General features: G+C 68.8%; 16 protein-coding genes and 1 pseudogene (1 of these 17 cut by a window edge). 7 read left to right on the forward strand and 10 right to left on the reverse strand.

The window, feature by feature from the left end:
* The 4 genes and pseudogenes from kdpB to ACFE65_RS12275 all read right to left on the reverse strand — a co-directional run.
* A pseudogene (gene kdpB / locus ACFE65_RS12260) lies at positions 1-1,134 on the reverse strand (potassium-transporting ATPase subunit KdpB); it reaches 905 nt to the left of the window's first position.
* Between the two features lie 11 nt (positions 1,135-1,145).
* On the reverse strand, positions 1,146-2,849 hold the full coding sequence (gene kdpA / locus ACFE65_RS12265; RefSeq protein WP_375382644.1) for a potassium-transporting ATPase subunit KdpA: 1,704 nt from the start codon (positions 2,847-2,849) through the stop codon (positions 1,146-1,148).
* 13 nt (positions 2,850-2,862) lie between these two features.
* Positions 2,863-2,952, reverse strand: coding sequence for a potassium-transporting ATPase subunit F (locus tag ACFE65_RS12270; RefSeq protein ID WP_375382645.1), 90 nt, complete (start codon positions 2,950-2,952; stop codon positions 2,863-2,865).
* Positions 2,953-3,067: 115 nt separating this feature from the next.
* A complete protein-coding gene (locus ACFE65_RS12275) occupies positions 3,068-3,898 on the reverse strand; it encodes a transporter (protein ID WP_375382646.1) in 831 nt (276 codons plus the stop codon).
* Positions 3,899-4,153: 255 nt separating this feature from the next.
* Between ACFE65_RS12275 and acs the strand changes: the two genes are divergently transcribed.
* The 3 genes from acs (at position 4,154) to ACFE65_RS12290 (ending at position 8,102) form a co-directional block, all read left to right on the forward strand.
* Positions 4,154-6,091 (forward strand): acetate--CoA ligase, encoded by a 1,938-nt coding sequence (gene acs / locus ACFE65_RS12280; protein ID WP_375382647.1) that lies wholly within the window; start codon positions 4,154-4,156, stop codon positions 6,089-6,091.
* A gap of 88 nt (positions 6,092-6,179) precedes the next feature.
* Positions 6,180-7,472, forward strand: coding sequence for an MFS transporter (locus tag ACFE65_RS12285; RefSeq protein WP_375382648.1), 1,293 nt, complete (start codon positions 6,180-6,182; stop codon positions 7,470-7,472).
* Between the two features lie 24 nt (positions 7,473-7,496).
* On the forward strand, positions 7,497-8,102 hold the full coding sequence (locus ACFE65_RS12290) for a TMEM175 family protein (protein WP_375382649.1): 606 nt from the start codon (positions 7,497-7,499) through the stop codon (positions 8,100-8,102).
* Positions 8,103-8,146: 44 nt separating this feature from the next.
* On the opposite strand, the gene ACFE65_RS12295 is transcribed toward ACFE65_RS12290, so the two are convergent.
* A complete protein-coding gene (locus ACFE65_RS12295; RefSeq protein WP_375382650.1) occupies positions 8,147-8,785 on the reverse strand; it encodes a TetR/AcrR family transcriptional regulator in 639 nt (212 codons plus the stop codon).
* Positions 8,786-8,888: 103 nt separating this feature from the next.
* Here ACFE65_RS12295 and ACFE65_RS12300 point away from each other — a divergent pair, with 103 nt between their 5' ends.
* Genes ACFE65_RS12300 through ACFE65_RS12310 form a run of 3 tightly spaced genes read left to right on the forward strand, consistent with a single transcriptional unit; the run spans position 8,889 to position 14,875 of the window.
* Positions 8,889-10,049: an efflux RND transporter periplasmic adaptor subunit gene (locus tag ACFE65_RS12300; protein ID WP_375382651.1), complete on the forward strand. Its 1,161-nt coding sequence runs from the start codon at positions 8,889-8,891 to the stop codon at positions 10,047-10,049.
* A gap of 6 nt (positions 10,050-10,055) precedes the next feature.
* A complete protein-coding gene (locus ACFE65_RS12305; RefSeq protein WP_375382652.1) occupies positions 10,056-13,256 on the forward strand; it encodes an efflux RND transporter permease subunit in 3,201 nt (1,066 codons plus the stop codon).
* Entirely contained in the window at positions 13,256-14,875 is a 1,620-nt protein-coding gene (locus tag ACFE65_RS12310) for an efflux transporter outer membrane subunit (protein ID WP_375382653.1), read from the forward strand. The genes ACFE65_RS12305 and ACFE65_RS12310 overlap by 1 nt, the downstream gene beginning before the upstream one ends.
* A 24-nt stretch (positions 14,876-14,899) precedes the next feature.
* On the opposite strand, the gene paoC is transcribed toward ACFE65_RS12310, so the two are convergent.
* The 5 genes from paoC to ACFE65_RS12335 form a co-directional block, all read right to left on the reverse strand.
* Positions 14,900-17,110: an aldehyde oxidoreductase molybdenum-binding subunit PaoC gene (paoC, locus tag ACFE65_RS12315; RefSeq protein WP_375382654.1), complete on the reverse strand. Its 2,211-nt coding sequence runs from the start codon at positions 17,108-17,110 to the stop codon at positions 14,900-14,902.
* Positions 17,107-18,096: an FAD binding domain-containing protein gene (locus tag ACFE65_RS12320; protein ID WP_375382655.1), complete on the reverse strand. Its 990-nt coding sequence runs from the start codon at positions 18,094-18,096 to the stop codon at positions 17,107-17,109. Before ACFE65_RS12320 ends, paoC begins: the two co-directional genes overlap by 4 nt.
* A complete protein-coding gene (paoA, locus tag ACFE65_RS12325; protein ID WP_375382656.1) occupies positions 18,093-18,743 on the reverse strand; it encodes an aldehyde dehydrogenase iron-sulfur subunit PaoA in 651 nt (216 codons plus the stop codon). Before paoA ends, ACFE65_RS12320 begins: the two co-directional genes overlap by 4 nt.
* 142 nt (positions 18,744-18,885) lie before the next feature.
* Positions 18,886-19,761, reverse strand: coding sequence for an HpcH/HpaI aldolase/citrate lyase family protein (locus ACFE65_RS12330; protein WP_375382657.1), 876 nt, complete (start codon positions 19,759-19,761; stop codon positions 18,886-18,888).
* Positions 19,758-20,258: a MaoC family dehydratase gene (locus ACFE65_RS12335; RefSeq protein WP_375382658.1), complete on the reverse strand. Its 501-nt coding sequence runs from the start codon at positions 20,256-20,258 to the stop codon at positions 19,758-19,760. The genes ACFE65_RS12330 and ACFE65_RS12335 overlap by 4 nt, the downstream gene beginning before the upstream one ends.
* Before the next feature lie 265 nt (positions 20,259-20,523).
* Between ACFE65_RS12335 and ACFE65_RS12340 the strand changes: the two genes are divergently transcribed.
* On the forward strand, positions 20,524-23,721 hold the full coding sequence (locus ACFE65_RS12340; protein ID WP_375382669.1) for a PAS domain-containing protein: 3,198 nt from the start codon (positions 20,524-20,526) through the stop codon (positions 23,719-23,721).
* The last annotated feature ends 36 nt before the right edge of the window (positions 23,722-23,757 follow it).

Consider the following 23,757-nt stretch of genomic DNA (forward strand, 5'->3'; position numbering starts at 1 on the left):
GCCCGAGATGCGCGTCTGCGCGGTGAAGGAGATCACCTCCGCGCTCTGCGGCAGCGTCGTCGTCGTAATCCGGTGGCGGTCCCGTGCCAGCACCACGATCGAGCGGCCTTCGGGTGTCTCGTCGGCGAGGCTCGCGAGCAGCGCCGCTTCCGCCATCGCGCCGATCGCGACGCCGCCGATCGCGCGGAACTCGCTCGCCTGGCGGTCGCCGATCGTGATCGTGCCGGTCTTGTCGAGCAGCAGCACGTCGATGTCGCCCGCCGCCTCCACCGCCCGGCCTGACTTGGCGAGGACGTTGAAGCGCACCAGCCGGTCCATGCCCGCGATGCCGATCGCCGACAGCAGCGCCGCGATCGTGGTCGGGATCAGGGTTATCAGCAGCGCCGACAGGATGACGACCGGCACGACGCCGCCCGCATAATGGGCGAACATCGGGATCGTGCCGACCGCGATCAGGAAGATGATGGTGAGGCCCACCAGCAGGATCGTCAGCGCGATCTCGTTGGGGGTCTTCTGCCGCTCGGCGCCCTCGACGAGCGCGATCATGCGGTCGATGAAGCCCTGGCCGGGGCCGGCGGTGACGCGCACCTTCAGCCAGTCGGACACGACGCGCGTGCCGGCGGTGACGGCCGAGCGATCACCGCCGCCCTCGCGGATCACGGGCGCGCTCTCACCCGTGATCGCCGCTTCGTTGACCGACGCGACGCCCTCGATCACCTCGCCGTCGGCAGGGATCAGGTCGCCGTTCTCGACCAGCACGACGTCGCCGACGCGGAGCGCGGTGGCGGGTACGACTTCCGTCCCGCCGGCGATCACGCGCTTGCCGGTCAACTCGCCCTTGGTGGCGCGCAGGCTCGCGGCCTGCGCCTTGCCGCGCCCTTCCGCGAGCGCCTCGGCGAAATTGCCGAACAGCACGGTCAGCCACAACCAGAACACGAGCTGCAACTTGAAGCCGACCGATCCGCCGCCGATGCCCGCCACCAGCATGATGGTGACGAGCGTCGCGACCACCGCCGTCACGAACATGACGGGGTTGCGCACCAGCGTGCGCGGATCGAGCTTGCGGAACGAGTCGGCGATGGCGGGGCCGAGCAGGTCGGCGGTGAACATCGAGGGGGTAGCGGCGCGGGCCATGGTGGCGGTCCTCAAAAGGTCTGGCCGTGGACGGTCGCGACATGCTCCGCGATCGGTCCGAGGGCGAGCGACGGCAGGAAGGTCAGGCCGCCCAGGATCAGGATCACGCCGATCAGCAGCGCGATCCACAGCGGCCCGGTCGTCGGGAACGAGCCGGCGGAGGCGGGCACGACGCGCTTGGCCGCCAGGCTGCCGGCGATCGCCAGCATCGGCACGATAACGAAGAAGCGCCCGAGCCACATGCCCACGCCCAGCAGCCCGTCATAGAAGGGCGTGCTCGCGGTCAGCCCGGCAAAGGCACTGCCGTTGTTCGCCACCGCGGAGGTGAAGGCGTACAGCATCTCGGTGAAGCCGTGCGGGCCCTGGTTGGCCAATCCGGCCAGACCGTCCTTCGACACCGACGCGAGGCCGGTGAACGTCAGGATGATGAGCGGCAGCACCGCGATCGCCAGCACCGCGAGCTTCACCTCGCGCCCCTCGATCTTCTTGCCGACATATTCGGGCGTGCGCCCGACCATCAGCCCGGCGACGAAGACGCTGAGGATGACGAACAGCAGCATGCCGTACAGCCCCGCGCCGACGCCGCCGAAGATGATCTCACCCAGTTGCATGTTGAACAGCGGGACGAGGCCGCCCAGCGCGGTGAAGCTGTCGTGCATCGCGTTGACCGCGCCGCACGACGCGTCCGTCGTCACGACCGCGAACAGGCTGGACGCGGCGATGCCGAAGCGGACCTCCTTGCCCTCCATGTTGCCGCCAGCGATGCCCAGCGCATGGTGGATCGGGTTGCCCGCGCCTTCGGCGGCATAGGTCGCCACGGTGCCGGCGAGGAACAGCGCCATCATCGCGCCGAAGATCGCCCAGCCCTGGCGCGTGTTGCCGACCGCCTTGCCGAACGTCCATGTAAGGCCGGCGCCGATCGAGAAGATCGACAGCATCTGCAGCAGGTTGGTGAGCGCGTTGGGGTTCTCGAACGGGTGCGCCGAATTGGCGTTGAAGATGCCGCCGCCGTTGGTGCCGACCATCTTGATCGCCTCCTGGCTCGCGACCGGACCCAGCACGATCGTCTGCCTGGCGCCCTCCAGCGTGGTCGCGACGACCGAACCGTCGAACGTCTGCGGCACGCCCGCCCAGATCAGGACGACGGCGTAGACGAGGCAGGCCGGCAGCAGCAGGTACAGGGTCACGCGCGTGACGTCGGCCCAGAAATTGCCGAGCCCCGCCGCCTCCTTGCGGGCGAAACCGCGGATGAACGCGAAGGCGAGCGCGATGCCGGTCGCCGCCGAGGTGAAGTTGTGGATCGTCAGCCCGACCATCTGGCTGAACTGCGACATAGTCGATTCGCCGCTGTAGCTCTGCCAGTTGGTGTTGGTGGCGAAACTGACGGCGGTGTTCCACGCCAGATGCGGCGTGAGCCCTGCGAACCCCAGCGGGTTGAGCGGCAGGTAGAATTGCAGCCGCAAGATCGCATAGGTGAGGAACAGCCCGGCGGCGTTGAACAGCAGCATGTGGACGCCGAACCGGCGCCAGCTCTGATCGGCGGCGGTATCGATGCCCGACAAGGCGTAGAAGCCGCGCTCGACGGGGCCCAGCACCGGATGCAGCCAGGTGCGGCGCCCCTCCATGATCGCGAAGAGGCCCAGGCCGAACGGCTTGGTGATCGCCACGACGAGCGCGGCGAAGACGATGATGAGGAGCCAGCCTTGCAGGGTCACCGGTCGTCCTCCCTCAATACCGCTCGGGGTGGACGAGCACCGCGACAAGATAGCCCAGGAGAGCAAGGGCGGTCAGGCCGCCGAGCCACAGGTCGATGGTCATCAGGCTTTCTCGCACAGGCGGAAATAGGCAAGGGTGAGCGCGAGCAGCCCGAGGGTGATCGCGATCCAGATGAGGTCCTGCATGTCTGGGGTTCCTGTCGGATCAAAGGGTCGGGTCAGAAGCGCGCGGCGATGCCGAGGTAGCTCTGCACGTCGGGGGTGACGCGGTTGAGACCGAAATTGGCGCCGACGTCGAGCTGGAGCGTCGGCGTGAGCAGATAGGTCACCGCGACGTCGGCAGAATATTGTCGCACCGTGGCCGCAGGATCATGGTTCTGACCGGTCCACATTTCGCCGTAGAGGGTGGTCCTGCCGACCGTCTTGGACAGGTTGACCAGCCCGACGAGCTGCACGTGATGGCCGCGCCCCTCGCCGTTGGCGAGGATGTCGACTTCCGGTCCGAGGTCCAGCGTGAAGCCGGCGGGCAGGTCGAAGACGATCGGCGCGATCACGCCGCCCTCGACCTTGCCGTTGCCGACGCCGGTGCGCGCGGTCGGCGCCTTGACGTAGGGGATGACCGCGACCTGCACCGGAGCGGACGGTCTGGTAAGCTGCTGCTTCAGGCGGATGTAGAGATCGCCCACGCCGCCGATCGTGTCGGACGCACCCTGCGCGCGCGTACGCACCGTCTCGTAGGGAGCAAGGTTCACCTCGACGTCCGTCGTCGCGCCGAGCCCGTATTTCAGCGTCGGATTGCCATAGAGGATCGTGTCGACCTGCGCGCCCGGGGCGTCCAGCCGCGTCCAGTTCAGCACGTCCGCCTCGATCTGGATCGCGCCGGCGGGCACGGTGCAGGCGACGTTCGCCTTGGTCGGCCGGTCCGTGCAGATCGGCGTCGGAGCCGGAGTGGACGGCTGGTCGCCGGCATCCGTGGCCTGCGCCACCGCCGTACCCGCCATGCTCGACAGGGCGATGGCGGCGACCGGCGCCGCCCATCTGATCGTCATGACGGTCCCCATTGCGACCCTGCAATCCTCGAGCTTGGCAGGGCAGTGCCTTAGTCGGTCAGGGCGTTTAGCTTCGAGGCCGCACGACTCCCGTCTTCGTATGTTTCGCGTAGTATTTGCCTCTTGAGCACCGATCGTGTGCGCTGAGAAGCCGAAAGCGAGCCGTGCACCATGCATGTCGCGAAGGGCGATGCATCACGGGGTCGCGCGCAAGCGCGAACGGTCATAAGACGGCGGCGCGACAGGAGGATGAGCATGACGGAACGCGTACCGGTGCCAGGCTGGGCGAATGAGACCGGGCTGGAGGAGGGCGACTATCGCGCGCTCGTCTCGGCGGCGGCGGACACGCCGGACGCGTTCTGGCTGGCGCAGGCACGCCGGCTCGACTGGGCGCGGTTCCCGACGCTCGCCGACCAGAGCAGCTTCGCGGAGGCAGACTTCCAGGTCCGCTGGTTCGGCGACGGACAGCTCAACGTCGCGGCCAACTGCCTCGACCGGCACCTCGAGACACGTGGGTCGCAGACCGCGATCATCTGGGAGCCCGACGACCCCGCCGAGGCGCCGCGCCACATCAGCTATCGCGAGCTTCACGCCGATGTCTGCCGCTTCGCCAACGTCCTGCGCGCCAAGGGCGTCCGCAAGGGCGACCGCGTGACGCTCTACCTGCCGATGATCCCCGAGGCGGCGGTCGCGATGCTCGCCTGCGCGCGGATCGGCGCGGTGCATTCGGTGGTGTTCGGCGGCTTCTCGCCCGAGGCGCTGGCGGGGCGGATCACCGATTGCGACTCCAAGGTCGTCGTCACCGCCGACGAGGGTCGCCGCGGCGGCAAGCGCGTACCGCTCAAGGCGAACGTCGATGCGGCGGCGAAGCTCGCGCCTGCGCTGGAGAGCGTGATCGTCGTGCGCGCGACGGGCGCCGACGTGCCGATGGGCGAGCGCGACAGCTGGTATCACGAGCTTGCGGCGACCGTCTCGGCCGATTGCCCGGCCGAGCCGATGGACGCGGAGGACCCGCTGTTCATCCTTTATACCTCCGGCTCGACGGGCAAGCCCAAGGGCGTCGTCCATACCGGCGGCGGCTATCTGCTGTGGGCCAGCCTGACCCATGACTGGTGCTTCGACCCGCGTGAGGGCGAGGTGTTCTGGTGCGCCGCCGACGTCGGCTGGGTCACCGGGCACAGCTACATCGTCTATGGTCCGCTCGCCAACGGCGTGACGACGCTGATGTACGAGGGCGTGCCGACCTGGCCGGACGCGAGCCGGCTGTGGCAGGTGGTCGGCCGGCACAAGGTCGCGACGCTGTTCACCGCCCCGACCGTGCTGCGCGCGCTGATGCGGGAGGGTGACGGGTTCGTCGCCGCCGCCGATCGCAGGTCGCTGCGCCTGCTGGGCAGCGTCGGCGAGCCGATCAATCCGGAGGCCTGGCGCTGGTACCACGACGTGGTCGGCGACGGCCGCTGCCCGATCATCGACATGTGGTGGCAGACGGAGACCGGCGGCGGCATGATCGCGCCGCTGCCGGGCGCGACGCCGCTCAAGCCTGGCTCTGCGACATGGCCGCTGCCCGGCGTCTTCCCCGCGATCCTCAACAACGACGGGCGCGTGCAGGACGGACCGGCGGAAGGCCCGCTGGTCATCGCGAAGAGCTGGCCCGGGCAGATGCGCACCGTCTGGGGCGATCACCGCCGCTTCTTCGAGACGTATTTCCAGACCTTTCCCGGCGCCTATTTCACCGGCGACGGCGCGCGGCGGGACGAGGACGGCTATTACTGGATCACTGGCCGGATCGACGACGTCATCAACGTGTCCGGCCACCGGATGGGCACCGCGGAGGTCGAGAGCGCGCTGGTGCTGCATCCCAAGGTGGCGGAGGCCGCGGTGGTCGGCATGCCCCACCCGATCAAGGGCCAAGGCATCTATGCGTTCGTGACGCTCAACGCGGGCGAGGAATCCTCGGCCGAGCTGCAGAAGGTGCTGACGCAATGGGTGCGCCGGGAGATCGGCCCGATCGCCAGCCCGGACGCCATCCAGTTCGCGCCGGGCCTGCCCAAGACGCGGTCGGGCAAGATCATGCGCCGCATCCTGCGCAAGATCGCGGAGGGAGAAGTGTCGAGCCTGGGCGACACGTCCACCCTCGCGGACCCGAGCGTCGTCGACGCACTGGTCGCGGACCGGCAGAGCGTGGCGGGGTAGCGCCGCATGCCGGTCCATCCCGGGGTCCATCGTTGACCTCGCGGCCGATCGCCAGCAGATTGGCGCGCCTGCCCTGGATGGACCGGATGTGACGGACGATCGCCGACAGACCGCGCGCATCCTGCTGGCGAGCCTCGTTGGCACGTCCGTCGAGTTCTATGATTTCTACATCTACGCGACCGCGACCAGCCTCGTGTTCGGGCCGCTGTTCTTCCCCGCGAGCTCTCCGTCCGCGCAGTTGCTGTCGTCCTATGCGAGCTTCAGCCTCGCGTTTCTCGCGCGTCCGATCGGCGGGGTGCTCTTCGGGCATTTCGGCGATCGGGTCGGCCGCAAGTCGACTTTGGTCGCCTCGCTGTTGCTAATGGGCGGCTCGACCGCGGCGATCGCGTTCCTGCCGACCTATGCCATGGTCGGCTGGATCGCGCCGGCGCTGTTGTGCCTGCTGCGGTTCGGCCAGGGCATCGGCCTTGGCGGCGAGTGGAGCGGCGCGGCGCTGCTCGCGGTGGAGAACGCGCCGCCGGGGTGGCGCGGCCGCTTCGGCATGGCGCCGCAGCTCGGCGCACCCGTCGGCTTCTTCTGCGCCAACGGCTTCTTCCTGGTGCTGGGCCTGCTCCTGACGCCCGACCAGTTCCGCGCCTGGGGATGGCGCATCCCGTTCCTCGCGAGCGCCTTGCTGGTCGGGCTCGGCTTGTGGGTGCGGCTGAGGCTCACCGAGACTCGTGCCTTCTCGGCGGCGCTGGCGGAGGCGGCGCCCGCCCGCGTGCCCGTCGCGCTGGTGCTGCGCGAGCATTGGCGCCCCGCCGTCGCCGGCACGCTCGGCGTCGTCGCCTGTTTCGCGCTCTATTACATCGCGACCGCGTTCGCGCTCGGCTTCGGCACCACGCAACTAGGCTATCCACGCCAGTCCTTCCTCGAGGCGCAGTTGGGCGCGATCGGGTTCATGGCCGCCGGCATCCTGCTGGCGGGATGGTGGTCGGATAAGACCAGCCCGAGCCGCGTGCTCCTGTGGGGCTGCCTCGGCACCGCGCTCAGCGGCGCGTTGCTGCCGGGGCTGCTCGGCAGCGGCTCGATGACCGGCGTGTTCGTGTTCCTGGGCGTCGCGCTGTTCGCGATGGGGCTGGTCTATGGCCCGCTCGGCGCCTGGCTGCCCGGCCTGTTCCCGGCGCGGGTCCGCTACACGGGCACGTCGCTCGCGTTCAACCTCGGCGGCATCGTCGGCGGCGGGCTGACGCCCGCGATCGCGCAACTGATCGCCGAGCGCGGCGGACTGCGGCCCGTCGGCCTCTATCTGGCGGCGGCGGCGGTGCTCAGCGTGATCGGCATCGCCGCCGCTGGACGCCCGCGCGACACGGCGCAACGCCTGGGATCGCCCGGGCTGTAGGCCATGACCGGAGACGGATAGCGCATGACGACGAACATCGGATCGGAACGGCTGATCGCGCTGACCGACGGGGTGATCGCGGTCATCATCACGATCATGGTGCTGGAGCTGAAGCCGCCGCACGATGCGGACCTGGCGAGCCTGCGCGAGCTAGGCCCCACGTTCCTGAGCTTCGTGCTCAGCTTCGTCTACGTCGCCATCTACTGGAACAATCATCACCACTTCTTCCGGCTCGTGCCGCATGTGACGGGCGCGGTGATGTGGGCGAACCTGAACCTGCTGTTCTGGCTGTCGCTGATCCCGTTCACGACCGCCTGGATGGACGAGCATGGATCGGCACCGGTTCCAGTCGCCGTCTACGGCGCGGTGCTGCTGCTCTGCGCGTTGAGCTGGTACCTCATGCAGGCCGCCATCGTCCGCGCGCAGGGGCCAGGCTCCCCGCTTCGCCGGGCGATCGGGCGCGACCTCAAGGGCAAGACGACGCCGTTCGTCTATCTGCTCGGGATGGCGTGCGCGTTCGTGGCGCCGGTGCTCGCCTATGGCTGCTACGCGGCGCTGGCGCTCTGGTGGGTCCTGCCCGATCGCCGGGTCGAGACGGCCCTGTCGCGGAGTCCCGGGCGCGAGGGTTGAAGACTGTCGTCCGGTGAGCGCAAGCCGGCCGTCGGCTCGCCCCTCTAAGCGACAGCCTCCATCGCCACGGCGCGCATGGCCTCCACCTCCCCCGCGATGATCTGGACGATCGCGTCCACCAGCTGATCGGTGTCGCGATCGGGCAGGAACAATCGTTGCTGCATCAGGCCGCGCGACAGCGTCAGGACGAGTTCCGTCAGGAGCGCGCGGCGGTCGGCGAGGTGCTCGCCGGGGGCCAGCAGGGTCAGGGCGGCGAGCATCGTCGCGGTGACGTCCTCGTGCTTGCGTACGAAGATCGCGGCGATGCGCTCGTTGCGGGTCGACTCGGCGATGATCTCCGCGAACAGCGGCTCGGTGCCCCGCTTGGCGGCGGGCCGGAAAAACTGACGCAACCAGGTCCAGACCGCGCGCTCGTCATTCGCCGCGATCGAACGGTAGAGGCAGTCGCGCTCCAGAAAGGCGTAGCAGTCGCCCTCGACGATCGCGGCGACGACCTCTTCCTTCGAGTCGAAATCCCGGTAGATCTGCCCGACCGCGACGCCCGAGACCTTGGCGATCTGGGCGACGCCGGTCGCGTGGAAGCCGTTGCTCACGAACAGGGCGCGCGCCGCCTCGATGATCCGCGCGCGGCGGGCCTCCGCCCGATCACGACCCTGCCCCTGGCAGCCAAATGCTACATCCATGGTCGTAACCCTTGTCCAATCAGCTTGACCACCCGACCTGGTTCGCAGTAGCAGCATTTGTGAGTGATCGATCACTCACATAAACGATCCGGCGGTTTTGCGCATGACCTTTCTTCGTCACACCGCGTCGCTGCTGGCGCTGACGCTCGTCGCTTGTGGCGGACCTGCCCAGCAGCCGCAACAGCCGCCGACGCCGAGTGTCGGCTTCGTGACCGTGGCCGAGCAGGTGGTGACGCTGACGAACGAGCTGCCCGGGCGCACGTCCGCCTATGAGACGTCGCAGGTCCGCCCGCAAGTCAACGGCCTGGTCGAGGCGCGGCTGTTCACCGAGGGTGACGTGGTCCGACAGGGCCAGCCGCTCTACCGGATCGATCCCTCGACCTATCAGGCATCGATCGCGAACGCCCGCGCGGCGCTGGCCCGCGCGCGCGCCGGCATCGCGTCGAGCGCGGCGCTCGCGCGTCGTTATGGCGAGCTTGTGAAGATCAACGCGATCGCCAAGCAGGATTACGAGAACGCCCAGACCACCGCCGCGCAGGCACAGGCCGACGTCGCCGCGCAGGAGGCGGCGGTCCGCACCGCGCAGATCGACGTGGCGCGCACGACCATCCGCGCGCCGATCACGGGCCGGATCGGACGATCGATCTACACGACGGGCGCGCTCGTCACCGCGGCGCAGACCGATCCGCTCGCGACGATCCAGCGGCTCGATCCGATCTATGTCGACATCCAGCAGTCGAGCGCCGACCTCCTCAAGCTGCGCCAGCAGATCCTGTCCGGGCAGATCGCGCGTGACGGTGCCGCCCGGGTGAAGCTGATGCTGGAGGACGGCACCACCTATGGTCCACAAGGCACGCTGCGCTTCGCCGACGTGACGGTCGATCCGACGACGGGGTCGCAGATCATCCGCGCGCAGTTCCCCAATCCCAACGGGCTGCTGCTGCCGGGCATGTATGTGCGCGCGCAGCTGGTGGAGGGCACGCAGGCCAAGGCGATGCTGGTGCCGCAGCGCGCCGTCGGCCGCGACGAGCGCGGGAACCCGACCGTCATGGTCGTCGGCGCCGACGACAAGGTCGCGCCGCGCACGCTGCAGACGAGCCGCACGATCGGCGACAACTGGCTGGTCACGGGCGGCGTGCGTCCGGGCGACCGGGTGATCGTCGAGGGCGGCGGCAACCTGCGCCCCGGGATGGCGGTGAAGCCCAGCCGGTGGGATCCCAACGCCAAGCCTGCCCCGACCCAGCCTCCGGCACAGGGCAAGTAACGCACCATGGCCCGTTATTTCATCGACCGCCCCATCTTCGCGTGGGTCATCGCGATGATCCTGATGCTCGCCGGCATCCTGGCGATCCGCGTGCTGCCGATCTCGCAGTTCCCGACGATCGCGCCGCCCGCCGTGTCGATCACCGCGACCTATCCCGGCGCCGACGCGCAGACGCTGGAGAACACGACGACCCAGATCATCGAGCAGCAGATCAAGGGCATCGACCACCTCCGCTATTTCTCGTCCTCGTCGTCCTCCGCCGGCACCGTCACGATCACGGTCACGTTCGAGCAGGGCACCGATCCCGACATCGCGCAGGTCCAGGTCCAGAACAAGCTGCAGGCGGCGACGCCGCTGCTGCCGCAGGAGGTCCAGCAACAGGGCATCCTGGTCGCCAAGGCGACGCAGAACTTCCTGCTGTTCGTCGGGCTCTATTCGGAGAACGGCAAGCACGATGCGGCCGATCTGTCCGACTATATCGTCTCCAAGCTGCAGGACCCGCTCGCCCGCGTGAACGGCGTCGGCGACACGCAGGTGTTCGGCTCGCAATATGCGATGCGCATCTGGGTCGATCCGCTGAAGCTCAACAACTACGCGCTGACGATGGCGGACATCACCGCCGCCGTCATCGCGCAGAACGCGCAGGTCTCGGCCGGCCAGATCGGCGCGCAGCCGGCGCCCAAGGAACAGATGCTCAACGCGACCGTCTCGGTCGAGTCGCGGCTGACCAACCCCGACGAGTTCGGCGCGATCAGCCTGAAGAGCAACGCCGACGGGTCGATCGTGCGGCTGCGCGACGTCGCGCGGGTCGCGATCGGCGCGGAGAACTACCAGTTCACGTCGCAATGGAGCGGCAAGCCCGCGTCGGGCATCGCCATCAAGCCCGCGCCGGGCGCCAACGCACTCGACACGGTGACGCTGGTGAAAGCGCGCGTCACCGAGATCGCCAAGCAGTTCCCGCCGGACGTGAAGGTCGTCTTCCCCTACGACACTTCGCCGTTCGTGCGCCTGTCGATCCACCAGGTAATCGAGACGCTGGTCGAGGCGGTGGTCCTCGTCTTCCTCGTGATGTTCCTGTTCCTGCAGAACTTCCGCGCGACGCTGATCCCGACGATCGCGGTGCCGGTGGTGCTGCTCGGCACGTTCGGCGTGCTGGCGATCGCGGGCTATTCGATCAACACGCTGACATTGTTCGGCATGGTGCTGGCGATCGGGCTCCTCGTAGACGACGCGATCGTGGTCGTGGAGAACGTCGAACGGCTGATCCAGACCGAGCATCTGTCCCCCAAGGACGCCGCGCGCAAGTCGATGGACGAGATCACCGGCGCGCTCGTCGGCATCGCGCTGGTGCTGTCGGCGGTGTTCCTGCCGATGGCGTTCTTCGGCGGCTCCACGGGCGTCATCTATCGCCAGTTCTCGATCACGATCGTGTCGGCGATGGTGCTCTCCGTCTCGGTCGCGCTCGTCCTGACGCCCGCGCTGTGCGCGACGATCCTGAAGGCGCACGATCCGGGCAAGGCCGAGGGCACCGGCCCGCTCGCGCGCTTCTTCCGCTGGTTCAACCGCACGTTCGACAGCGGCCAGGCGAGATACGAGCGCGGCGTGCGCGGCACCGTCGGCCGATGGAAGCGCTCGGGGCTCATCTACCTGCTGATCGTCGTCGGCATGGCTGTTCTGTTCGTCCGCCTGCCGACGGGCTTCCTGCCCGACGAGGACCAGGGCGTCGCGATCGCGCTGGTGCAGGGGCCGGCCGGATCGACGACCGCGCGGACGCAAAAGGGCCTGGACCTGATCCGCGACCACTTCCTCGACACGGAGGCCGCCAATATCCAGGGCGTGTACACGATCAACGGCTTCAGCTTCGCGGGCACGGGCCAGAACAGCGGCATCGCGTTCATCCCGCTGAAGGCGTGGGAGTTCCGCAAGGGCGTCGCCAACAAGGTGCCGGCGATCGCCGGTCGCGGGATGGCCGTCTTCTCGCAATATACCGACGGGTTCATCTTCGCGCTGGCACCGCCCGCCGTGCAGGAACTGGGCAACGCCACCGGGTTCGACTTCGAGCTGGTGGACGAGACGGGGATCGGACACGACAAGCTGCTGGCGGCGCGCAACATGCTGCTCGGCATGGCGTCGCAGGACAAGACGCTCGCGGGCGTGCGGCCCAACGCGCTCGACGACGCGCCGCAGCTGAAGGTCAACATCGACCACGACAAGGCGCGCGCGCTCGGCCTCGATCTCGCGACGGTCAACAACACGATCTCGACGGCCTGGGGCGGATCGTACATCAACGACTTCATCGATCGCGGCCGCGTGAAGCGCGTGTACCTCCAGGCGGACGAGCAATATCGGCAGGCGCCCGAGAGCATCGGCGACTTCTACGTCCGAGGCGCGACCGGCACGATGGCGCCGTTCAGCGCCTTCTCGACCCAATCCTGGTCGCAGGCACCGGTGCAGCTCACCCGCTACAACGGCCTGCCGGCGATGGAGATACTCGGCCAGCCTGCGCCGGGCGTGTCGTCGGGCGCCGCGATGAAGACGATCGAGACGATGCAGGCCAAGCTGCCGCCGGGCACCCGGCTGGAATGGACCGGCCTCAGCTACGAGGAGCGCCTGTCCGGCGGTCAGGCGCCTGCGCTCTACGGCCTGTCGCTGCTGATCGTGTTCCTGTGCCTTGCCGCGCTGTACGAAAGCTGGTCGGTGCCGATCTCGGTCATGCTGGTGGTGCCGCTGGGCATCGTCGGCGCGCTGCTCTCGGCGACGCTGACCGGGCTCAACAACGACATATACCTCCAGGTCGGCCTGATCACGACGATCGGCGTGTCGGCGAAGAACGCCATCCTCATTGTCGAGTTTGCCGAAGAGCGGATGCGCGAAGGCATGAACGCGTTCGACGCGGCGATCGCGGCGGCGAAGCTGCGGTTGCGGCCAATCCTGATGACGTCGTTCGCGTTCATCCTGGGCGTGTTCCCGCTCGCGATCTCGACGGGCGCTGGCGCCGGCGCGCAGAACGCGATCGGCCGTGCGGTGGTCGGCGGGATGTTGTCAGCGACGATCCTCGCGATCTTCTTCGTGCCGATGTTCTTCGTCGTCGTGCTGCGCCTGTTCGACAGAAACGGCGGCAGGACGGCCCAGGGTGGCGACCGCGACGGAGCCCGCCACGCCGAACCCGATGCCGATGGCGCGCGTCCCGCGCCGCAGGGAGCCTGATGGCCGTGACCGATCTTTTGCGGGGCCGCCTGCCCCTCCTGGCGACGCTGGCCGCGGGCACGATGCTCGCCGGGTGCAACCTCGCGCCCCATTACATCCGCCCGGCAAGCGGCGTCCCGGCCGCATTGCCACAGGGCGGCACCTATCCGTCCGCGGCGACCGACGCGCGCGACGTGACCCGGGTGGGCTGGCGCGACTTCTTCATCGATCCGTCGCTGCGCCAGGTGATTCAGCGCGGGCTCGACAACAACCGCGACCTTCAGGTCGCCGCCGCCAACGTGCTGCAGGCGCGCGCGCAATATCGCGTCCAGCGCGCCGATCTGGTGCCGACGACCGGGCTTTCGGGCTCGGCGACCTATACCAACAACCTGCTCGGCGCCGCGAGCGCCGCCACGGGAAGCGCGACGGGCGCCGGTTCGACCGGCACCACCACGACGGGAACGGGAACGACCACGGGCTCCACGACGGGCACGACGACCGGGACCACCACGTCGACCGGCACCGGCGCGGTGGGATCGACGGTCGGCTCGGGATCGACCAACATCGCCTATTATTCCGCCAACGTCGGCGTCTCGGCCTATGAGGTCGACCTGTTCGGCCGCGTCCGCAACCTGACCCGGGCGGCGCTCGAACAATATTTCGCGACGCAGGAAGCGCAGCGCACCACCCGCATCACCCTGATCGCCGAGATCGCCACGGCCTGGCTGACGATCGCGTCGGACGAGGACCAGCTCGCGCTGTCGCAGCAGACGCTGGGTACGTTCAAGCAGACGCTGGACTTGACCACCGCGCAGTTCCGGATCGGCGTCGCCTCCGAGCTGGAATCGCGCCAGGCCGAGACCAACTACCAGGCGGCGCGCAACGACATCGCGGTGCTGCGGACGCAGGTCGCTCGCGACCGCAACGCGCTCGACCTGCTGGTCGGCGCGCCGGTCGAGCCGGCGCTTCTGCCGAGCGCGCTGGGCGACTTGCGCGCCGGGATCGAGGTGCTGCCCACGGATCTTTCGTCCACCGTCCTGCTGCGCCGCCCCGACGTGCTGCAGGCGGAGCATCAGCTTATCGCACAGAACGCCAACATCGGCGCGGCGCGGGCGGCGTTCTTCCCGACCATCTCGCTGACGGCGACGCTCGGCACGATCAGCACCGCGCTTGGCGGGCTGTTCGGCGCCGGATCGGGCACCTTCGCGGCCAGTCCGTCGATCTCGCTGCCGCTGTTCGACGGTGGCCGGAACAAGGGCAATCTCGACTATGCCCGCGCCTCGCGCCAGGCCGCAGTCGCGACCTACCAGAAGACGATCCAGACCGCCTTCCGCGAGGTCGCCGACGCGCTGGCGCAGCGCGGCACGATCGACGAGCAGATCGCCGCGCAATCCGCGCGCGCCAACGCGGCCCAGATCGCCGCCAAGCTCGCCGACGCGCGCTATCGCGCCGGGGTCGACTCGTTCCTGACGTCGCTCGACGCGCAGCGGACCGCCTATGCCGCGCAGCAACAGCTCGTGACGACGCGGTTGAACCGCGGCAGCAATCTGGTGGAGCTGTACCGCTCGCTCGGCGGCGGACTGGCGGAGGGAGCGGATGCCTCCCCAGTCCCGGCGTCGACCGCACCCGCCCGCCCCTGATCGGGCGGGCGGTTTTGGCATTCATCAGGCCATGCGCGGCAGTCGAGCGAGGTGCTTGTCGAGCGTGATCGGGTGATCGCGCACCCGTACCCCGGTCGCGTTGTACACCGCATTGGCGATCGCCGCGCCGACGCCGCACAGTCCCAGTTCGCCGACACCCTTGGCCTTCATCGGCGAGGACTTGTCGTCCGGATAGTCGAGGAAGATCACGTCCTGGTGCGGGATGTCGGCATGGACCGGCACCTCATATTGCGCCAGGTCATGGTTGACGAAGAAGCCGAACCGCGTGTCGACCGCCAGTTCCTCGCTCAGCGCCGCGCCGACTCCCATCGTCATCGCCCCGATCACCTGGCTGCGCGCCGCCTTGGGGTTCAGGATGCGGCCCGCGTCGCACACCGCCAGCATCCGGCGGACACGCGTCTCGCCCGTATAGGCGTCGACGCCCACCTCGACGAAATGGCCGGCGAAGGTCGACTGCTGATACTGCTTGCCCAGATCGCCATATTCGATGCCGTCCTCCACCGACAGTCCGGCGGCGGCCTTGAGGGCCGCGCTGCGATCGCCCGAGCGGACTTGGCCGTCGGCGAACGTCACCTCGCCTGACGTGAAGCCCAGCTTCTGCGCCACCGCCTCGCGCAGTTTCATGCAGGCGGCATAGACGCCGGACGTCGAGTTGTTCGCTCCCATCTGCCCGCCCGATCCCGACGAGACGGGGAACGAGCTGTCGCCCAGCGTCACGACGACCTTGTCGAGCGGCACGCCCATCATCTCCGCCGCGGTCTGCGCGATGATCGTGTAGCTGCCGGTGCCGATGTCGGTCATGTCGGTCGCGACGGCGACGACGCCCTGGTCGTCGATGCTGACGCGTGCCGCCGACTTGGTCAGGATGTTGTTGCGGAAGCCCGCGGCCATGCCCATCCCGACCAGCCACTGGCCATCGCGCACCTGCGCCGGCCGGGCGTTGCGCCGCGACCAGCCGAACCGGTCCGCGCCGGTGCGCAGGCACTCGATCAGGTGGCGTTGCGAATAGGGTCGGCCGGGCTTCTCGGGATCGACCTGCGTGTCGTTGACGACGCGCAACTCGACCGGGTCCATCCCCAGTCGCTCGGCCAGTTCGTCCATCGCGATCTCGAGCGCCATCAGCCCCGGCGCCTCGCCCGGCGCGCGCATCGAATTGGCCTCGGGCAGGTCCATCGCCGCCAGCTTCATCGCCGTCAGCCGATTGGCGCCTGCGTAGAGCAGCTTGGTCTGCGACACCGCCGTCTCGGGCTTGCCCTTGGGGAGGTTGCCGCTGGTGCTCTCGTGCGCGATCGCCGTCAGCCTGCCGTCGCGCGTCGCGCCCAGCCGGATCCGCTGGATGGTCGCCGCGCGATGCGTCGAGTTGTTCATCATCAGCGGCCGCTGCATCGCGACCTTGACGGGCCGCCCCGCCGCCTTGGCGCCCAGCGCGGCCAGCACCGCGTCCGTGCGCAGGAACAGCTTGCCGCCGAAGCCCCCGCCGATGAACGGCGAGTCGACGCGCAGGTTTTCAGGGCTGATCGACAGCGTCTTGGCGAGATCGCGCTTCATCCAGGCGATCATCTGGTTGGACGTCCACACCGTCAGATGGTCGCCGTCCCAGGCGGCGATGCTGGCGAACGGCTCCATCATCGCGTGGGTCTCGTCGGGCGTCGTGTAGGCCGCATCGACCGTCACCGGCGCGGTGGCGAACGCCTGGTCGAAGTCGCCGACCCGGTCGATGGCGGGCGCACCCGACCCCTCCCCACTGCTGCCGCCGGTCAGCGGCGCGGTCGGCGCCAGCTTGGTTAGATCATAGCGGCCGTCGGCGCGTGCGTAATCGACCCGGATGAGCGCAGAGGCGGCGCGCGCCTGCTCGAACGTCTCGGCGACGACCAGCGCGATCGCCTGGTGATAATGCTGCACGGTCGCGCCGCCGAACAGGCTGGCGACGTTCATCGAGCTGAGCGGCAACGGCGCAAGGTCGAGCGTCGAGACGACCGCGACCACGCCCGGCGCGGCCTTCGCCTCCGCGACGTCGAGCGTGACGATCCGCCCCTTGGCGATGCCCGCGCCCAGGATATAGCCATAGGCCTGGTTCGGCGCGACGTCGTGCCGTTCATAGGCGTAGGGCGCGGTGCCGGTCGTCTTGCGCGGGCCGTCGATGCGGTCGGTCGGGCGGCCGATCACCTTCAGCTGGTCGATCGGGTTCCGTCCCGCGGGCGTGTCGAACTTCATGCCGTCACCTTCGTCGTCTGGGCTTGGGCTTGGGCCTTGGCCTCGGCCATCGCCGCCGCGAGCGTCCGCTCGACCAGCGGCACCTTGAACGCATTGTCCGCCGTGGGCCGCGCGCCGGCCATCAGCCGGTCCGCCACCGCGCGCGAGCCTTGCGGCATCGCGGCGTCGGCCGCCTCGATGCGCCACGGCCTGGGCGCGATGCCGCCGATCGCGACCCGCCCGCTGCCGTCCGGCCGGATCACCGCCGCGACCGACACGAGCGCATAGGCGTAGGACGCACGATCGCGCACCTTGCGATAGAGGTGCGTGCCGCCGATCGGCGGCGGCAACGTCACCGCTGTGATGAGTTCGCCGGTCTTCAGATTGGTGTCGATCTGCGGCGTGTCGCCCCACAGCCGGTGGAAATCGGCGATCGGGATCGCGCGCGTCTGGCCGGCCGCGTCCACCGTCTCGACGGTCGCGTCCAGTACCCGCATCGCCACCGCCATGTCGCCGGGATGGGTCGCGATGCACGCGTCGCTGGTGCCGATCACCCCCAATTGCCGCGAATAGCCCCCGATCGCCGCGCAGCCGGAACCGGGCCGGCGCTTGTTGCACGGCTGGTTGGTGTCATAGAAATACGGGCAGCGCGTCCGCTGGAGCAGATTGCCCGCGGTCGTCGCCTTGTTGCGCAACTGGCCCGATGCGCCCGCGACGATCGCGCGCGTCAGCACGCCATAGTCGCGCCGTACGCGCGGATCGCTGGCTAGCGTGGTGTTGGTGACGGTCGCGCCGATACGCAGTCCGCCCTCCGTCGTCGGCTCGATTTGGTCGAGCTTCAGATCCTGCACGTCGACGAGGTGCGTCGGCGTCTCGATCTCCAGCTTCATCAGGTCGAGCAGGTTGGTGCCGCCCGCGATGAACTTCGCGCCCGGCCGCGCCGCCGCAGCCGCCGCCTCCGCCGCCTCCGCCGGGGTACGCGCACGTTCGTAGGTGAAGGCCCTCATGCGCGGGTGCTCCCCTGGCTGGCGACCTCGGTGATCGCCTCGGCGATGTTCGAATAGGCGCCGCACCGACAGATGTTGCCGCTCATCCGCTCGCGCAACTCCACGTTGGTCGGTTGCGGGGCCGCGGTCACGTCGGCCTGCACGTGGCTCGGCACCCCCGCCTTGATCTCGCCCAGCACCGCTACCGCCGAACAGATCTGCCCGGGCGTGCAGTAGCCGCACTGATAGCCGTCATGCTTCACGAACGCCGCCTGCATCGGGTGGAGGTGTTCGGGCGTCCCCAGCCCCTCGATCGTGGTGATCGCGTCGCCCTCGTGCATCACCGCGAGGCTCAGGCACGAATTGATCCGCGTGCCGTTCACCAGCACGGTACAGGCACCGCACTGGCCATGGTCGCACCCCTTCTTGGTGCCCGTCAGCCGCAGGTGCTCGCGCAGGCCGTCGAGCAATGTGGTACGCGTGTCGAGCGTCAGCGACTGGCGCTTGCCGTTCACCGTCATCGATACCTTCATCATCGACGGCTGCGGCTGCGGCCGCACCGTCCGGGACTGCGCCTCTGCCAGCGGCATCGTCGTCAGCGCCGCCGTCGCAGCACCGCCGACCAATATGCCCCGGCGGGAGATCGCCATCTCGCCCGATCCGTCCATGCTCATGATCCTTTTTCCGCCGCGCCGGTGGTCCCCCGCCCCGTCCAGACATGGTCCGGGCAGCGGCGATGGCCAAACAACGCCGCCTTTGCCTGTACTTAACGCATGAGGCTGGCTTTAGACCAGATCAGCCGAGATGCGGTCAGCCCGTTTCGCCGGCATCGGCCAAGACGCGCCGGGCTGCCTTCAGGTGGGGGATGTCGACCATGCGTCCGTCGAGCCCGATCGTGCCGGCACCGGGCTGCGCGGCGAAGGCGTCGACCAGCCGCCGTGCCGCGGCGATCTCGCCGGCCGACGGCCGGAACCTCGCGTTGATGATCGCCACCTGATCGGGGTGGATCGCCAGCCGACCGGTGAAGCCGTCGGCCCGCGCGGCGCCGCAATCGACGGCAAGGCCTTCGCCATCGCGGAAGTCGGCGAACAGCGTGTCGATCGGCGCGACCCCGGCCGCGGCGGCCGCGAAGAGGCATTGCGTACGGGCGGCGAGATAGGGCGCGCGCCACCGTCCGTCCGCATCCTTGTTGCCGCTCGCCCCCAGCGCCGCCGACAGGTCCTCCGCACCCCAGGTGAGCCCGGCGAGCCGGGAATGCGCGGGCGCATAGCTGCCGAGCGCGAACATCGCCGCCGGCGTCTCGGTCGCGACCACCAGGATGCGGACGCGCCCGCGCTCCATGCCGCGCGCGGCCTCCAGCGCGTCGAGGCAATGGCCCAGTCGCTCGACGTCGCGCGCGCCTTCCGCCTTGGGCAGCATCACGCCATCCAGTCCGGGCACGACCACCGCGGCGAGGTCGTCCATCGTCAGGCCGGTGTCGAACGCGTTGACCCGCACCCAGAACAGCCAGTCACGCGTATCGTCGGCGGCGAGCAGCGACGCGACATGCGTCCGCGCCGCCGCCTTGTTCTCGGGCGCGACCGCATCTTCGAGGTCGAAGATCAGCGCATCGGCGCCCGACACCGCACCGCGAGCGGCCTTGCGCGCGCTATCGCCCGGCACGAACAACAACGATCGCAGCCTCACGACGGGTCTCCCGCCGGCGCGATTCGCGGCGCGACCGGTGGTGAGCTTCGTGGCTGGGCCATCATCAGCGCCGACCGGCTCGTCCTGACGATGATCTCGCCGCGCTGGTTGAGGCCCAGATGCTCGAAGGTGACGATCCCCTGCCCGGGCCGCGACGACGACGGGCGCAGCGCCGTCACCTCGGTCTCCGCGCGGATCGTGTCGCCTGCGAAGACGGGCTTGGGGAAGCTCGTGTCGGTCATCCCGAGGTTCGCGACCGTCGTGCCGAACGTCGTGTCCTGCACCGACAGGCCGATCACCAGCCCCAGCGTGAAGAGCGAGTTCATCAACGGGCGCCCGAACTCGGTGCCGACCGCATAGTCGTGATCGATGTGGATCGGTGCGGGATTGTAGGTCAGCGCGGAGAACAGCGTGTTGTCCATGTCGGTTACCGTCCGGCGAACCTCATGACGGAACCGCTGCCCGACCACAAACTCTTCGAACCACAGACCGGCCACGCCGTCCTCCTAATCATCGCGTCGGCTCGTGCCATACCGCCGCCGAGAAAAGCCGTCATCCCGACGGCGAGGAACACGGCCTTTCGATGGTGGGCGCGGCGAGGAGTGAACGTGCGACCCCGGCGATGTCAACACGGGGCCTTCGGGTGCGCTCACCGACAGCTATGGGTCCTATGGTGGCATCAGCAATCACTGGCATCGAACGAAAACCGACGTTAGCTCGGCAAACGATGTTCAACGTAACGGATGATGAAGCGTGGCGGCCATGAGCTCCGATGCGGCCAACCTCCCTTTCCTGCGCGGCGGCGGCGACATGGGGCGACGCGTTCGCACCACCGACTGGACGGCAACGCCGCTCGGCGCACCGTCCTCCTGGCCGCTGCAGATGGCGACGCTGGTCGGCGTGCTGCTCGAGGCGGGTCAGCCCATGTTCCTCGCTTGGGGTGCGAACCGGACGCTCATCTACAACGACGCCTATGCGCCGCTGCTGGGCGACAAGCATCCGGCCGCACTGGGGCGGCCGTTCCTGGAGGTCTGGTCCGAGGTCGCGGCCGATCTGGTCCCGCTCTTCGACCAGGTTTTCGCGGGCGAGCCCGTGCACATGGACGACATCGCCCTGCAGCTCGATCGCGGACGCGGGCTCGCGGAGGCCCATTTCGCCTTTTCCTATACGCCGATCCGCGACGACGCCGGGACGGTGGTTGGGCTCTTCTGCCCGTGCATCGAGACGACGGAGAAGGTCGCCGACTCGCGCCGGCTCCAGAAGGAGCGCAACAGGCACTATGCGATGCTGCGGCAGATGCCCGGGTTCGTCGCGATGCTGGCCGGACCGGATCACGTCTACGACTATGTGAACGACGCCTATGTCCGGATCGCCGGGACGCGAGACTTCCTCGGGCGATCCGTCCGGGAGGTGTTCCCCGAACTCGAGGGACAAGGCTTCTACGAGCTGCTTGATCAAGTCTACACGAGCGGCAGGAGGTTCAGCGCGCGCGCCCTCCCCGTAAAGCTCGCCGGCGAGAGCGAGGCCAAGTTCATCGACTTCGTCTACGAACCCGTCCGTGACGACGACGGAGCCGTCTCGGGGATCTTCGTCGGCGGATACGACATCTCGGAGCGGGTCGCGGCGGAACATGCGCTGATCGCCGCCGAAGCGTCCGCGGCGCAGGTGCTGGATGCGACGTCCGAGGCCTTCTACGCCGTCGACCGCGACGGTCTCACGACGCTCTGCAACGCCGCGTTCCTGACCATGTTGGGGTTCGAGGACCGCGAAGCGGTGATCGGGCGCGCGCTCCACAATCTGATCCACCACTCGCACCCGGACGGCAGCCACTATGACCGCGCCGATTGTCCGATCTACCACGCCGCCGCGACGGGCAGTGCGGCGCACATCCTGGACGAGCTGTTCTTCCGCCTCGACGGCACCGCCTTTCCGGTCGAGTACCGCGCCGAGCCGATCATCCTCGACGGCGTCCTGACCGGCGCGATCTGCACCTTCATCGACATCACCGAGCGAAAGGCTGCGCAGGCGGCGCTCGCCAAGAGCGAGGCGGAGTTCCGCACCTTCGCGCAGGCGATGCCCAACCACGTCTGGGCCTCGTCGCCCGACGGGATGCTCGACTGGTTCAACCAGCGGGTCTACGACTATAGCGGCCTGGGAAGCGGCGCGCTCGACGGGACGGGCTGGACGGCGATGGTCCATCCCGAAGACGTTCCGGCGGCGGCGGCGCGCTGGTCGGCGTCGCTCGCGTCGGGCGGCATCTATGAGACCGAGTTCAGGCTGAGGCGGGCCGATGGCGCCTATCGATGGCATCTCGCCCGCGCGATCGCGATCCGGGACGATGCAGGCGGCATCGTGCGGTGGATCGGCACCAACACCGACGTCCACGACCAGAAGGAGACGGCCGACGCGCTCGCCAGGCTGAACGCCTCGCTGGAGCAGGAGGTGGCCGACCGTACGGCCGATCGCGATCGGATGTGGCGCAACTCGCAGGACCTGCTTCTGGTGATCGATCTGGACGGCGTCTTCCGCTCGGTCAGCCCGTCCGTCGAGGCGACGCTCGGCTGGACCGCCGACGAGATGATCGGCCACTCGCTGTTCGAGTTCCTGCTTCCCGAGGACGAAGGCAGCGCGCGCGAGGGACTGGCGCTGCTGGCCGGCGGCATCGGGCGGCAGACGGCAAACCGGTACCGGCATCGCGACGGCGGCTTTCGCTGGCTGTCCTGGGTGGCGAGCGCCGAAGATGGCCTGATCTACGCCACCGGCCGGCACATCACCGCCGAGAAGGAAGCCGCGGCCGAGCTCGCGTCGGTCCAGGAGGCGCTTCGGCAAAGCCAGAAGATGGAGGCCGTCGGCCAGCTCACCGGCGGGATCGCGCACGACTTCAACAATCTGCTTGCCGGCATCAGCGGCAGTCTGGAGATCATCGAGCGCCGCCTGGCGGCGGGCCGTACCGACGGCCTTGATCGCTTCATCAACGGCGCCCAGACCTCCGCGCAGCGCGCGGCGGCCCTGACGCAGCGGCTGCTCGCCTTCTCCCGGCGGCAGACGCTCGATCCCAAGCCGACCGACGTCAATCGGCTGGTGTTCGGCATGGAGGATCTGATCCGTCGCACCGTCGGTCCCGCCATCAAGGTCGAGGTCGTCGGCGCGGGCGGTCTCTGGCCGGCCCTGGTCGATGCGGTGCAACTCGAAAGCGCGTTGCTGAACCTCGCGATCAACGCACGCGATGCCATGCCCGAAGGCGGCCGCCTCACCATCGAGACCGCGAACAAGTGGCTCGACGACCGGTCGGCGCACGCGCGCGACCTGTCGCCCGGCCAATATCTCTCGATATGCGTCACCGACAGCGGGACGGGCATTCCCAATGACGTCGTCGAGCGCATCTTCGACCCGTTCTTCACGACGAAGCCGATCGGGCAAGGCACCGGGCTCGGCCTCTCGATGATCCACGGCTTCGTCCGTCAGTCGGGCGGGCAGATCCGGGTCTATACCGAGGCCGGGCAGGGCACGACGATGTGCCTCTACCTCCCGCGCCACGTCGGGGACGTCGAGGAGGATGAACGTCCGCCCGAAGCGGTCAACGACGATGGGACCGGCCGGACGGTGCTCGTCATCGACGACGAGGCGACCGTCAGGATGCTGATCGTCGAGGTCCTCGAGGAGGCGGGCTATACCGCGCTGGAGGCGGACGACGGGCCGTCGGGGCTGAAGCTGTTGCACTCGGCCGCCCGGATCGATCTGCTGATCACCGACGTGGGGCTGCCGGGCGGGATGAACGGCCGGCAGGTCGCGGACGCCGCGCGAGAGACCCGCCCGGACCTGAAGATCCTATTCGTCACCGGCTATGCGGAGAACGCCGCGGTCGGCAATGGTCATCTCGACGTCGGCATGGAAGTGGTGACCAAGCCGTTCGTCATGACCGAACTGGGCAACAAGATCGCGGCGATGCTCGAAAGCTGACTGGCTTCGTCGGCCGGCAGCGGAACAGCGGCCGGG

This window comes from uncultured Sphingomonas sp., assembly GCF_964237335.1.
GTDB lineage: Bacteria > Pseudomonadota > Alphaproteobacteria > Sphingomonadales > Sphingomonadaceae > Sphingomonas.